Below are 13555 nucleotides of genomic sequence, written 5' to 3' on the forward strand. Positions count from 1 at the left end.
CCTCGCGCCATCAGAGATGTGTATAAGAGACAGTTGTAGACGAAACCGGTGTAGAGCTGAACGAGCGATGCCCCGGCGCGGATCTTCGCGTAGGCACTCTCAGCCGAGTCGACGCCACCGACGCCGACGATCGGGAGTTCGGTGTAGCCGGCGAGCGTCTCGATGACCGCCGTGGAGCGTGCTTCGAGTGGCTTGCCACTCAAACCGCCGCGTTCGTCGGGTGGGTCGGTGACGCCGTCTCGACTCGTCGTCGTGTTCGTCGCGACGATCCCGTCTAGGTCGTAGGCTTCGACGATGTCGACGAGTTCGTACAACGATTCTCGCGGTGACTCCGGGCCGATTTTGACGAGGAGCGGAACGTCGTCCTCGTTCGCCGCTTGCAACGTCTCGAAGATTCGTCGGAGGTGGTCGGGGTCGGCCTCGTCGAACTCGTCGGGTGTGTTGGGACAGGAGACGTTGACCACGAAGTAGTCACCGAAGGGGTATAGACGCTCGAAGACCCGGCGGTAGTCGTCGATGGCCGTCTCAGCGCCGGAATCGTTCATCTTGCCAACGTTGATGCCCAGTGGACCGCCCGTATCTGCGTTCGCTGCGAGACGGGAGTGAACGGCGTCGGCGCCGTCTCCGTTGAACCCCATCCGGTTGATGAGCGCCCGGTCGCCGGGGAGTCTGAAGAGTCGTGGCCGTGGGTTGCCAGTCTGGGAGGCCGGTGTGACGGTGCCGATCTCGACGAACCCAAAGCCGAGATCGGAGAGGGCGGGAAACACCCGCGCGTTCTTGTCGAACCCGGCAGCGATACCGACCGGGTTCGCGAACGTCGTATCGAAACACTCCACCGCCAGTGCGGGGTGTTCGTACGTGTACCGCGACCGGAGTGTGCGTCGGGCGGGCCCGAACGACTGGATCGCTCGCAATCCACCAGTCACGTACTCGTGAGCCGTCTCCGCAGGAAGCTTGAAAAACAGCGGCCGGAGCAGCGAGTACGGATTCATCGTCCTCGTGTGGCCCGGGGACCTACGTAAGTGACTCGGGTCCGGCCAGCGGGTCCCACGACGTGCTCCCCACTCTCCTCTCGTGTGCCGGACGGCTGTCGCTGCGTTCGAAAACCGAACGATGGGACCATGCCAGCCGCCGATCTGAGTCGAGTCACTGATGAATTCCAACCTGGCACAACGATCGTAGTGCTTTCCAACACATTGTTGTCGTATTGTGGTAAATATGTGTCGCCTGTGGTTGATCATTGGAAGTATCTTCCCTGCGTCGTGCCAAACGGGAACATTGAAGGCCGTACGATAGCAACCTCCGGAAAATGACCGACGAAGCCGGCGGTGAGACGACTGCGGGTTCCGCCCTCGTCCTCGTCACGGACTCGTCAACAGTCGAGGAGACTGTGGAGTACGCCGCGCGAAAGGTCCGCGAACTGGCGGCCGAGACCGACAGTCGGCTCACGCTCACCATCGGAACGCCGGTCGTCGAGGACGTCCCACAGACCGAGACGCCGGATTTCGATGCCCTCCTCGAGACGGCGACCGACGTCGCCGAACGGGCGACGACGTTGACCGATCCCGAAGGGGCGGTCGACGTGGAAACCGAGCGAATCTATCGTTATCGGTACCCGTTCGATCCCTACGAGTACGCCGACGTGGTCCAGTCCTACGCGACCGAGCACGGCATCGATTCCGTCATCGTCGACCCATCCCACGCGACGCCGGGAACCCGGCCGATGACTGGCTCGATCGCCGACCGACTCGCCGACCAGACCACTCTCGACGTCGACATCGCGCCGGTCGACCGTCAGACTCGACCGGCATCCATCGTCACTCGAGGCGGTCTCGCCCAGTTTCTGTCCGTGTTCGGTATCTCACTCGGCTTCTACCTGCTCGTCGGTGGGTTCGCCGACGTCACGTTCGATCTGGTGACCGGGACGATTGCTGCGCTCCTCGTCGCCGGAGTGCTGTCGCGGGTTACGTTCGAACGCACGCCGCGGCCGACACGAATGGTCTCGAGCGTGTTCAGGTGGCTGGTCTACGTGCCGTATCTCGGCTACAAGATACTAGTCGCCAACTTTCAGATCGCGTACGTGGTCTTGCATCCGTCGCTGCCGATCGATCCCTCCGTTGAGCGATTCGAACCGGGCGTCTGGGGCGGCCTCCCGATGGCGACACTGGCAAACAGCATCACTCTCACGCCGGGGACGCTGACGGTCGACGTCGAGGATCGGGCGTTCGTCGTCCACTCGCTGACGGCGGGTGCGCGCGAGGATCTGTTGGATGGGGGCCTGGAACGAGCAGTCCGTTTCGTCTTCTACGGGCGGAGTGCGCTCCCGTATCCGTCGCCCCGTGACCGCGCCGAATCGGAGGGTGAGTCCTCGTGATCGAGGGGCCCGTCTCGACGATCCTGTTCGCCGGTGCGCTCGGGTTCGTCACGATCTCGATCGTCCTCCTCGGGCGGATACTCGTCGGGCCGACGATGCAAGATCGCGTCATCGCGCTCAACGTCGTCGGCTCGAACGTCGTGGTCGTCATCGCCTTACTGGCCGCAGCGATGGAGCTCCCTGCGTTTCTCGACGTCGCACTCGTCTACGCACTGTTGAACTTCCTCATGAGTATCGCGATTTCGAAGTTTACGGTCGAACAGGGAGGTGTCCTCTGATGGTGATTCAGGGGGTCATCGCGGTCCTGGTCGTTGGTGGCCTCTTCTTCGCGTTCGTCTCGGCGGTCGGGCTCTACCGACTACCGGACCTCTACACCCGGGCACACGCGGCTTCGAAGAGCGATACACTGGGTTCGATCCTGTCGCTTTCGGCGGTCGCACTCGCGTTCGGTGCCGACGTAGCCACGATCAAGGTTGTCATGCTGGTCGTGTTCATGCTGATCACGTCGCCCACCGCCGCCCACGCCATCGCCCGTGCGGCCCACGAGCAAGGAATCGAACCATGGACGCGGGGTGACGATCGATGATAACGCTCCTCGAGGCTGGCTTGCTCGTCTTCATCGTCCTCTCGGCGCTGATGACGGCCATCCTTCGAGACGTGCTCGCGGCGATCATCGTCTTCGGTGCGTACAGCCTCGGAATGGCCGTCCTCTGGATCGTCCTTCGCGCTCCCGACGTCGGCTTGACGGAAGCCGCGGTCGGTGCCGGCATCATGACGGTGCTGTTGCTCGTCTCGATCGCACGGACGACCCGACTGACCGGGATCGAACTCAGACCGGTCGAGATCAACTGGGGAGTTGCCGCCCTCTGTGGCCTATTCGTGCTCGCGATCCTCGCCACGGTTCCCGCACTCCCCGATATGGGCCAAACGGTGGGGAATCCCGTCTTTGGCGAGATATACAACCACTACGTCACCATGGCCTACGAACAGACCCACGTCGAGAACGTCGTGACGGCGATCCTCGTCGCCTATCGTGGCTTCGACACGCTCGGCGAGGCAACGGTCGTCTTTACCGCCGGCGTCGCCGTGCTCACCGTCCTCAGACGGGAGGTGGACGCATGAGCGACGGCCGCACCTACGTCGAGAGTCCGATCATCATGGCGACGGTCAGACTCGTCGCGCCGTTCGTCCTGACCTACGGGCTGTTCATCACGCTTCACGGCGCCAGTTCTCCTGGCGGTGGCTTCCAGGGTGGCGTCATCGTCGCCTCCGTGATCGTCATGCTCTCGTTCGCGTATGGGATCGATCCCACGTGGGAGTGGCTCGACAAACGCGTGCTCGTCGGGATTACGAGCGGCGGGATCGCCGTCTTCGCCGCGCTGGCACTCGGGCCCATTCTCCTCGGAACGGGGGGTGACTTCCTGGAACTCGGCTCCTATCCGGTGATTCCCAACCCCTGGAAGTACGGCATCGAACTCGTCGAGGTCGGAATCGCGATGACCGTCGCCGGCGTCGTCATCGTGCTGTTCTTCCAGCTGGCCCGCGGTGCGATGCCACCGGGTGGCTCTCCGTACGCGAAGCCGTCAGCACAGCGGGTCCCCAGCCGCAGTCGTGGCGAAGCGGCACAGCCCGGCACCGAATCAGCGGATCAATCCGGTGACGAAACAGCGGACCAGACCGGGCACGAGGTGTCCGACGAACCCGTGGATCGAACCGATACGCCGACCGACGCCGACTCGTCCGCGACGGACTCGGGTCGCTCGACACCAGTCGACGACGGATCGGATCGCCCGTCACCGGCTGACGAGGGAGATGATCGACGATGATGGAGCTACTCACGACCCACTACAACTACGTCGTCTTCGCGGTACTGCTCGGGATCGGCCTGTACATGATCATCGACGACGAGAATCTGGTGAAGAAAGTGATCGGTCTCAACGTCTTCCAGACGGGTATCTTCCTGTTCTTCATCACGATCTCCGTCCGCGATGGGGGCCTCCCGGCGGTCGGAAAGGGGTCGGAATCGGCGTACGTCAACCCGCTTCCACACGTGCTCATCCTCACCGCCATCGTGGTGGGGGTGAGCCTGACAGCACTCGCACTCGCGCTCGTCGTCCGCATTCACGAAGAATACGGCTCGATTCGTGAAGACGTCGTCGTGGAGGTGTTAGAAGATGAGTGACCTCACACTCCTCCCGATCTTGCTCGTGGTCGTCCCGCTCGTCACCGCGGCCTTCCTGCTTGCAGTCGGGCGTTTCGTCGGTGGTGCAGGACGGGTACTCGCACTGGTTGCCACGCTCGCGAACACGGCGATCGCGTTCGTCCTCGCCGGGGAAACGCTCGGCCAGGACGGCCGCCCGATCCGGACGGAGATCGCCGGTTTCCCGGCCGCGGAGGGTGGTATCGAACTCTTCGTCGACGGCATCTCGGCCGTCGTCCTCGGCTTGATCGCCCTCGTCAGTCTTGGCGTGCTCGTCGCTAGCTTCGACCGTCGCCGGCAGGACAGCTTCTACGCCCTGTACGTGCTGTTGATGGCCGGGCTGTCCGGCATGGTGGTGACCAACGACCTGTTCAACCTCTACGTCTTCCTCGAGATCAGCGGGCTGGCCACGTACGCGCTGATCGCCAGCGACGGGTCCGGCCGATCCGCGCTGGCGTCACTCAAGTACCTCCTCGTCGGGACGGTCGGGGCTTCGCTGTACTTGCTCGGGGTCGGCTACGCCTTCGTTGCGACGGGCTACCTCAATATGGTCCAGCTCGAGGGGGCGTTCGCGGAGATCGGGCATCAAGAGCCACTGGTGCAGACGGCCTTCGCGCTGATCGCGGCCGGCCTCGTGATCAAGATCGCGCTATTTCCGGTGCACACCTGGCAGCCCGACGCCTACACGGAGGCGCCCGACCGGGTCACGGCGCTCGTCGCCGCGCTCGTCTCGACGACGGCCGCCTACGCGCTCGTCCGGATCTCGCTCGGTGTGTTCACGCCGGCCTTTTTCGAGGCGAACTCGTTGATCCACACCCTCCTGCTTGCCCTGGCCGGGGCGAGCGTCGTCGCCGGGAGTGTCCTCGCCGTGATGCAACGCGAGGTCAAACGGATGCTCGCGTACTCTTCCGTCGCCCAGTTTGGCCTCGTCGTCCTCGGGATCTACCTGCTGAACGGGACGGCGCTCACGGGAACCGTGATCCACCTGCTTGGACACGCGATCATCAAGGTAGGTCTGTTCCTCGGCGTCGCCGCGTTCGCCACGGCCTACGGCGTTCGGACCGTTTCAGAGTACGACGGTCTCGCCGAGCGAGCGCCGTACGCCAGTGCGGCCGTCGCCGTCCTCGCACTGGCGCTCGTCGGCATGCCGCCCACGGTCGGATTCGTCGGTAAGTTCTACATCGCCATCGGCGCGTTCGAGGCCGGAGCGTGGGCACTGCTGGCGATTATCGTCGCCAGTACCGTGCTCACGCTGGGGTACGTGATGCGCCTGCTCGAACGGATGTACTTCGCCGATCCGCCCGACAGCTCACCAGTTTCGCCGCCTGCAGCCGACCTATCGACCGACGGCGGGGACCCAACCGATGAATCGGCGACCGACGGGGACCACACTGTCGACGAGCCTTCGAACGATGGGCCTTCGAATGACGTGTCGCGGACGGATACCGCGGCGGCCGGGCGAATCTCCCGGCCACTGCTCGCGGTCGTGATCGTCGCGGCGCTCGCGACGCTCGCCCTTGGCGTGCTCGGTAGCACGATCGAGGGGGCGCTCGCCGCCACCGTGGAGGTGCTCGTCTAATGCCGGTCGACTCGATTCTGCCGCTGCTCGCGGTGGCGATCCCGGCGATCGCGATTCCGTTGATCCTCGCGCTCGGCCGCCGACCGAACGTTCGCGAGGGCGTCACGCTGACCGCTGCCTTCGCCACGTTCGCGACGGTGGCCAGTATGGTCCCCGACGTGCTCGATGGTGCGGTCTACGAGACCGATCTCGGGACCTTCCTCTCGACGGGACTCGGTGACCCGATCGGGTTCACGCTCCAGGCGGACCGCCTGGGCGTCCTGTTCGCCTTGCTCGCATCCTTCCTCTGGATCGCGACGAGTTTCTACTCGATCGGCTACATGCGGGGGCTCGACGAGCACGATCAGACGCGATTCTTCGCGGCGTTCGCGGCGAGTATCGCGTCGGCGATGGGCGTCGCGTTCGGGGCGAACCTCGTCACGCTGTTCGTCTTCTACGAAGTGCTCTCGATCGCGACGTACCCGCTCGTGGCCCACGACGAGTCCGAGGAGGCGATCTGGGCCGGCCGGAAGTACCTGCTCTACACACTTGGTGGCGGCGTGGCCGTACTGGCCGGCACCGTGATGGTGTACGCCATGACGGGAACGACGACGTTCCAGGCCGGCGGCATCGCTGCCCTCACCGAAGATCCGATGATGGCACGTGCCGCGTTCGCCCTGCTCGTGGGCGGGTTCGGCGTCAAGGCCGCGCTGATGCCGTTTCACTCGTGGCTGCCGGACGCGATGGTCGCACCGACGCCCGTCTCGGCGCTGTTGCACGCGGTCGCGGTCGTCAAGAGCGGGGTGTTCGGGATCGCCCGGGTCGTTCTGGAAGTCTACGGCCCCGGCGCTGTCCAGGACCTCGGCGTCGGAATCGCGCTCGCCACGGTCGCTGCCATCACACTCGTCACGGCCAGTATCATCGCGTTGAAACAGGACAACCTGAAGCGTCGGCTCGCCTACTCGACCGTGTCACAGCTGTCGTACATCGTCCTCGGGCTCGGGCTCGCGAGCCCGGCCGCACTCGTGGGGGCGCTGTTGCACATCCCCGCCCACGCGTTCATGAAGATCACCCTGTTCTTCTGTGCCGGAGCGATCCACGTCGAGACACACACCGACGACATCAGTGACATGGCCGGTATCGGTAAGCGGATGCCGTTGACGATGTCGGCGTTCGCGGTCGCGGCGGCCGGGATGGCGGGAATGCCCTTGCTCGCCGGGTTCGTGAGTAAGTGGTACCTGCTCGTCGGTGCAGTCGAGCTCGACCTGGCGATCTTCGCCGTCGTCCTGCTCGTCTCGGGCGTGCTCAACGTTGCCTACTACTGGCCGATCGTCTACCAGGCGTTCTTCGAAGACGAACACCACCCGGACCCAAAACCGCTCCTCGAGTTCCCGCCCGGTGGACTCGCGAGTTCCGATACGGGCGTCGAAGCAAACTCGCCACGGACCAATGGAGGTCGACACCTGGCCACCACGGCAGAACCCACCGGGGCCGCTGTCGACGCTGATGCTGACGGGCCCGATTCGGTTCGATCCGACGGCGACGGGGACCACGAGGAATCGGTCACCGACACCGACGTGACCGATGACCACGTGTCGTCCCACGGTGGGGGCCATACGGCGGATTCGGGCTGGGAGCGCCGGAGCTGGCGCACCGAGAGCACCTGGTTCATGCTCGGGCCGATCGTGCTCGCGGCCGTCGGTGCGGTCGTCCTCGGGCTCGTTCCGGGCCACGTGGTCTTCCTGGAGCTCATCGAACACATCGTCGACGTTGCGACGGAGGTGACGCACTGATGGCACTCGAACCGTACGTCGTTCCGCCAGTATTGCTCGTCCTGTTCGCACTGCTCGCCTACGTGGTGCGACCGAGACTGATCCACCCCGCAGGGCTCGTCGTGACCGCGGGCGCACTCGCGTACGCCGCACTCGTCCCCGCCGACTACGAGCTTTCGGGCACCCTCTTCGGCAGCGGAACGTTCGGATTCGCCGGGTTCGACGTCGTGTTCGTCTCCGTCGATCCGTTCAGCCGATTGATGGGCCTGATCTTTGCCTTCATCGGCTTCGTCGCCGTGCTCTACTCCTGGTCGACCGACGCCCCGCCGACCCAGACGGCGTATGCGTTGGCGTACGTCGCCTCCAGTCTGGGGGCGGTCTTCGCCGGCGACTGGCTCCTCCTGTTGTTCTTCTGGGAGGTGATGGCCATTACGTCGACGCTGCTCGTCTGGCACCACGGCGGCGCCGCGGTCAGGGCCGGCTTCCGGTACGCCGTCTGGCACGGCATCGGTGGCAGCCTGTTGATGGCCGCCGTCATCTGGCACTATCAGAGCCCCGGCGTTGGAACGTTCGTCATGACCGGTGACGGTATCGCGACCGGCATCCCACAGGTGCTGGCTGCCCTCGGCATCGGGATCAACGTCGCGTTCGTCGGTTTCCACGCGTGGCTTCCCGACACCTACCCGCGCCCGCACATCGCCGCGAGCGTCTTCCTCTGTGTCTACACGACCAAGACCGGCGTCTATGCGCTCTTTCGGGCGTTTCCCGAGGGGAACCTCGCCATCGCCTACATGGGCGGGGCGATGGCCGTCTTCGGCGCCACGTTCGCACTCCTGCAGAGCGATATGCGCCGACTCCTCTCCTATCACATCCAGTCGCAGGTCGGCTACATGGTCGCCGGCGTCGGGATCGGATCCGCGCTCGCGACCGCCGGCGCCTTCGGGCACGTCTTCAACCACATCCTCTACAAGGCGCTGCTGTTCATGACCGTCGGCGTGGTCATCTACCGGACCGGTGCGGAGAGTCTCGACAAGATTCACGGCATGCGGCGGGCGATGCCGATTACGTTCCTCGCCTTTACGATCGCCGCGCTCTCGATCGCCGGCTTCCCCGGCTTCAACGGTTTCGTGAGCAAGGGGATGGTGCTCTACGAGGCTCATCACTATCCCGAGTACGAGGCGCTGTGGTATCTCCTCCTGCTCGGCGGCGTCGGGACGTTCATGTCGTTCATCAAACTCGGCTACTACGTGTTCTTCTACGGGGAGCAGACCCACGACGTCGAACGCGCCTCGGCCGGCCAGTCGATCGCTATGCTCTCCGTCGCGGCGCTGTGTGTCTTCTACGGCGTCTATCCGGACGCCCTCGTCTCTATCTTGCCGCGTGCGAGCGCAGCAGCTCACTATCACGTCTTCGATAGCTTCCAGGTCCTGGAATCCTTCGTCCTGGCGGCGACGGGCCTCTTCGGGTTCGTACTGGTGAAGGGGCCGCTCAGCCGTGTCGGTCGCATCCCGGACATCGACCTCGCGTACAACCCGCTCTCGGTCGGGCTCGGTCGTGGCTCGCTCCGGGCGGTCAACCGAGCTATCGGGACGCTTGACCGAGCGTCGACGAGTGCTGCGCTGGGGACGATTTCACTGGGTTCGGTTGCCACGAGTGGATCGTCCACCGAGACCGACCATGGGCACCGAGATCAGCCCACCCTCGTCGAACGGGGTCTCACGACGGCGTTCGCTCGACGGGCCGGAATTGGGGCCGCCGTAATTCTCGTCCTGCTGGCGACGACGCTGCTACTCGCGCTCGGGTTCGTGTAAGAATCGACCCGCCGAATTTCTCGACCGCTTAGTGGAGTATCGACGTCGAACAGTTCGTAACGACACCCGTACACCGAGAATCCCGTTTCTGCGTGCTGCATCGGGTGGTCCGAGCGGGGATACGCTCGTCCGAAGAGCCGATTTTATGGTAGTAACACGCCAGGCCGAGATATTCTAGAGTGCCGATCGATGTCACTCAATTCCGGCGTAGTGTTACTGAACGGTTACGAGGATACGTCGCCCATAGCGGCGTAAATGCGACGAATAACAATTGGCGCCACCACGGAAGCCGCAATTGGATGAACGAGACCGGACGTGGGGCGGCCGAACCCGAACGACCGACCGGTGTGGACGCGAGGGTCTGAGATGTATCGCGACCACAGTGTCGCCGTCGTGGTTCCGGCGTACAACGAGGCAGGGTTCGTCGGCGACGTACTGATGTCGATGCCGGAGTACGTCGACCGGGTCTACGCGGTCGACGACTGTTCGACCGACGGGACGTGGGCGGAAATCTGCCGATTCGCAACGTGTGACCCGATCGACGACGCAACTGAACTCGTGTCGGACCGGGTCGATACGAGCGAAGACGATCACGCGACGTCACCGACACCATCGCCCCGGTCAGACGGCGGGGATCGAACTGGCGTTGCACCCTCCGCTGCTTCTGGTTCGAGGAACGTCAGCAGAGATGTGACAGGCCGGTCACGAGGTTCGGAGTCTGACGTTTCGACCCAGCGACCGACTGCAGGGCCGACGATCGTACCGATCCGTCACGAGGAAAATCGCGGCGTCGGGGCGGCGATCACGACCGGGTATCGGTGTGCACGGAGGGAGGGCATCGACGCCACCGCCGTGATGGCCGGCGATGGACAGATGGACCCCGATCAGCTCCCACGACTCATAGATCCTATCGTCGAGGGACGGGCGGCGTACGCGAAGGGGAATCGACTGCGCGGGCGGGCACAGTACGATTCGATGTCGACGTTTCGATTCGGCGGGAACGTCTTACTCTCGCTGTTGACCAAAATCGCGAGCGGCTACTGGGGAATGGTCGATCCACAGAACGGTTATACCGCGATTGCCGGTGAGGCTCTGGAGGCGATCGACCTCGACTCGCTGTACACGGAGTACGGCTTCGCGAACGACTTGCTCGTCGTGCTGAACGCCGAGGGATTCGCGATCGCCGACGTGGCGATGCCGGCCGTCTACGGCGACGAACGCAGCCACATTAGTTACCGGACGTTCGTCCCGCGATTGTCGTGGTTGCTCTGGCGCCGGTTCCTACACAGACTCGGGATACGGTACGTCATGCAGGACTTCCACCCGCTCGTCGCCCTCTACGCGCTGGGGATCGGTGGCCTCGCCGTTGGGATCGGGACACTCGTTTCGAACCGTTTCGACAGGCGATCCACCAGTCCGTCGGACCGAGCCTCCAATTCAGGATCGCCGACGAAAGACGGTGACGACGGACACACGGCTGCGGATCCCGAAACCAGTCACGAGACGCGTTCGATCCGGTGGTGGCTCGCAGGGGTGTGGACGCTGTGTTCGGCCATCGCCCTCTGTCTCGCGATGGCGTTCGACCACGACGCGAACGAGGGGTCGGTGGTGGTCGAAGAATGAAGATCGTCGTGACGATCCAGCATCCGGCGCACGTCCACTTCTACCGACACGCCGTCAAGGAACTCGACGAGCAGGGTCACGACGTCTTCGTGTACGCCCGCGAGAACGATCTCGCCGTCCCGCTGTTGGAGGCCTACGGTATCGAACACGAAGTCCTCGCAGGGCCCCAGCGCTCTCTCGCGTCGCTCGCACGGGTGCAGGCGATCTACGAGTGGCGGCTGCTCACCCGGGCGCGTCGGATCGACCCGGACGTGATGACCTCGATCGGTGGCGTCGCCGTCTCGCACGTGGCGCCCCTGGTCGACGCTCGTAGTGTGGTGTTCGTCGATAACGAGGGCGTCTGGTCACATCGACTGATGGCCTCGTTCGCGGACGTGATCGCCACGCCGGCGTCGTTCGAGGACGACTTCGGAGAGGGGCACGTTAGATACCGGGGGTTTCAGGAACTCGCGTATCTCCATCCGAACCGGTTCGAACCCGATCCGGACCGCCTCCGTGCGGCGGGCGTCGACCCGTCCGATCGGTACTTTTTTTGCCGGTTCCGGACGTGGGACGCGTTTCACGACGTCGGCCAAGGGGGACTCTCACCGGCCGGAAAGCGAGAGCTCGTCTCACGCTTCGACGATCGCGGGACCGTCTACATCTCCAGTTCGGACCCCCTACCTCCGGATCTGGAACCGTATCGACAGCCGATCCCGCCGACGGCCGTCCACGATTTGCTCTACTACGCCGACTGTTACGCCGGCGATTCGGCGACGATGGCGACCGAAGCCGCCCTCCTCGGGACGCCGGCGGTGCGAATTCAGTCGTTCGCGACCGACTTCGACGCGGACATGAGTAACTTCGTCGTCCTCGAGACCGAGTACGATCTCCTCCGCTCGACGGCGGACGAATCGGTCGCGCTTGCGCTCGCCGACGAGCTGAGTGCGGATCCGAAAACGCCGGCCCGGTGGAAACGACGACGCGACGCGGTGGTCGACGACTTGCAGGATGGAACGACCCTGATCGTCGACTTGCTCACCCGGGAAGCTCGAGCGCGACCGTCACAAACTGCCGACGCCGCTTATCCCTCGTCGTCGCGGTGAGCGTCCGGGTCGGCGTCGTGGGGTGTGCTGGGATCGTCGGGACCCTGATCCGCTGACTCGTCGACGGCGACGAGCGATTCTTCGAGCGCCCGGGTTCGAATCCCACCCTGGGGCCCCGTCGCGGCCGTTCGTTCGCCGCGATCGTCGTGGGCCCGTCTCGCATCACCCGGCGTGAGGTAGTCGCCGTCGACGGCGACCTCGACGCGCTGACTCAGGCGCTTGAGGATGGTCCGTGCCCCTTCGGTGGTGATCGCCGGGGGACTGATTCCGTACTCGCGAGCCAGGTCGCTCGCGGTCGCCGACTCGAACGCGGCGTCGATCTCGTCGGCGTCGAAGCCGCGATCGGCGAGCCCCGCTCTGACAGTCGCGGCGATGGAGGGTGCGTGGCGGGTTGGGAACAGCGGCCAGTCGGTCGTCGGCGGTTCGAGTGCGACGCGATACCGCCGAAGCGGGGTCCTGGCACCGGCTGGTAGTGAGACGTCTTCTAGCTCCTGTGACGTCCCGAGGACTCTGATGGTTCCTGCGTAGAAGTCCACATCGTCCCACGTCGCACCGTCGCGTCGGTCGTCCTCCGGGACTCGAAAGAGTTCTCCGCCACGCAGCCCGGCGTGAGCTAACAGTGCGATCATCGCGTACTCACGTAACCGATTCAGTCGTTCGGTCGAGCCGTCGGGTGCCTCGTTGGCCAGCCGTCGTACCTCGGCCTCGAGTTCGTACGTGGCGCGTTTGACCGATCGGCCACCTGCTTCGGACTCGACTGGTGTGGGGAGCGCTGCAGTGGCCCGACTCGCTTCCGCGGGATTCGCCGACAGGATCGATTCCTCGACACACCAGGAGAGGAAGGCTCTGACGACGGCGAAGTATGTTCGTGCCGTCGATGCCGCGTACTCGTCCCGAGCCGTCCGCCGCGAGAGGTATCTGGCGTATGCTTCGAGGTGAGCACGCTCCAGGTCAGCGAACGCCTCTACGTCGTATTCCGCCTCGAGCCACTCCGTCCACCGGGTGAGGATCGACGACGCGTTCGATGCGTACGTTCCAGCCCCCTCGCCGACGGATTTGCGATCGAGGTAGCGGTCGACACCGGCCGTGATCGGGATCATCGCATGGGCACTCCACTGACTGTTTCGATCCG

The 13555-nt window shown here is 64.5% G+C and carries 13 protein-coding genes; 11 read left to right on the plus strand and 2 right to left on the minus strand.

Annotation, left to right across the window (positions count from 1 at the left end):
- On the minus strand, positions 1-992 hold a 992-nt coding region (locus C479_RS00615), incomplete at its 3' end, for a quinone-dependent dihydroorotate dehydrogenase (protein WP_007696365.1).
- A 317-nt stretch (positions 993-1309) separates the two neighbouring features.
- On the opposite strand from C479_RS00615, the gene C479_RS00620 reads away from it, so the two are divergent.
- The 11 genes from C479_RS00620 (at position 1310) to C479_RS00670 (ending at position 12423) form a co-directional block, all read left to right on the plus strand.
- The gene (locus tag C479_RS00620) at positions 1310-2374 is read left to right on the plus strand and encodes a monovalent cation/H+ antiporter subunit E (RefSeq protein ID WP_007696367.1); all 1065 of its coding nucleotides are present in this window, start codon (positions 1310-1312) and stop codon (positions 2372-2374) included.
- Positions 2371-2652, plus strand: a complete 282-nt coding sequence (locus C479_RS00625; protein ID WP_007696369.1) for a monovalent cation/H+ antiporter complex subunit F — start codon at positions 2371-2373, stop codon at positions 2650-2652. Before C479_RS00620 ends, C479_RS00625 begins: the two co-directional genes overlap by 4 nt.
- Complete coding sequence (gene mnhG / locus C479_RS00630) at positions 2652-2960, plus strand: monovalent cation/H(+) antiporter subunit G (RefSeq protein ID WP_007696371.1); 309 nt, start codon at positions 2652-2654, stop codon at positions 2958-2960. The genes C479_RS00625 and mnhG overlap by 1 nt, the downstream gene beginning before the upstream one ends.
- Positions 2957-3496, plus strand: coding sequence for a DUF4040 domain-containing protein (locus tag C479_RS00635; RefSeq protein ID WP_007696373.1), 540 nt, complete (start codon positions 2957-2959; stop codon positions 3494-3496). Before mnhG ends, C479_RS00635 begins: the two co-directional genes overlap by 4 nt.
- Complete coding sequence (locus C479_RS00640; RefSeq protein WP_007696375.1) at positions 3493-4200, plus strand: MnhB domain-containing protein; 708 nt, start codon at positions 3493-3495, stop codon at positions 4198-4200. The genes C479_RS00635 and C479_RS00640 overlap by 4 nt, the downstream gene beginning before the upstream one ends.
- Complete coding sequence (locus C479_RS00645; protein ID WP_049906995.1) at positions 4197-4556, plus strand: cation:proton antiporter subunit C; 360 nt, start codon at positions 4197-4199, stop codon at positions 4554-4556. Before C479_RS00640 ends, C479_RS00645 begins: the two co-directional genes overlap by 4 nt.
- Positions 4549-6153: a proton-conducting transporter transmembrane domain-containing protein gene (locus C479_RS00650; protein ID WP_007696382.1), complete on the plus strand. Its 1605-nt coding sequence runs from the start codon at positions 4549-4551 to the stop codon at positions 6151-6153. Before C479_RS00645 ends, C479_RS00650 begins: the two co-directional genes overlap by 8 nt.
- Complete coding sequence (locus tag C479_RS00655; protein ID WP_007696383.1) at positions 6153-7925, plus strand: monovalent cation/H+ antiporter subunit D family protein; 1773 nt, start codon at positions 6153-6155, stop codon at positions 7923-7925. Before C479_RS00650 ends, C479_RS00655 begins: the two co-directional genes overlap by 1 nt.
- Positions 7925-9715 carry a Na(+)/H(+) antiporter subunit D gene (locus C479_RS00660; RefSeq protein ID WP_007696384.1) on the plus strand — a complete coding sequence of 597 codons (1791 nt, stop codon included), beginning with the start codon at positions 7925-7927 and terminating at the stop codon, positions 9713-9715. The genes C479_RS00655 and C479_RS00660 overlap by 1 nt, the downstream gene beginning before the upstream one ends.
- A 366-nt stretch (positions 9716-10081) precedes the next feature.
- A complete protein-coding gene (locus C479_RS00665) occupies positions 10082-11338 on the plus strand; it encodes a glycosyltransferase family 2 protein (protein ID WP_007696385.1) in 1257 nt (418 codons plus the stop codon).
- Complete coding sequence (locus tag C479_RS00670) at positions 11335-12423, plus strand: DUF354 domain-containing protein (RefSeq protein WP_007696386.1); 1089 nt, start codon at positions 11335-11337, stop codon at positions 12421-12423. The genes C479_RS00665 and C479_RS00670 overlap by 4 nt, the downstream gene beginning before the upstream one ends.
- Here the strand turns inward: C479_RS00670 and C479_RS16195 are convergent.
- Complete coding sequence (locus tag C479_RS16195) at positions 12402-13523, minus strand: tyrosine-type recombinase/integrase (protein WP_007696388.1); 1122 nt, start codon at positions 13521-13523, stop codon at positions 12402-12404. The genes C479_RS00670 and C479_RS16195 overlap by 22 nt on opposite strands.
- Positions 13524-13555 lie beyond the last annotated feature (32 nt).

Origin of the sequence: Halovivax asiaticus JCM 14624, assembly GCF_000337515.1 — an archaeon.
GTDB classification, from domain to species: Archaea; Halobacteriota; Halobacteria; order Halobacteriales; family Natrialbaceae; genus Halovivax; species Halovivax asiaticus.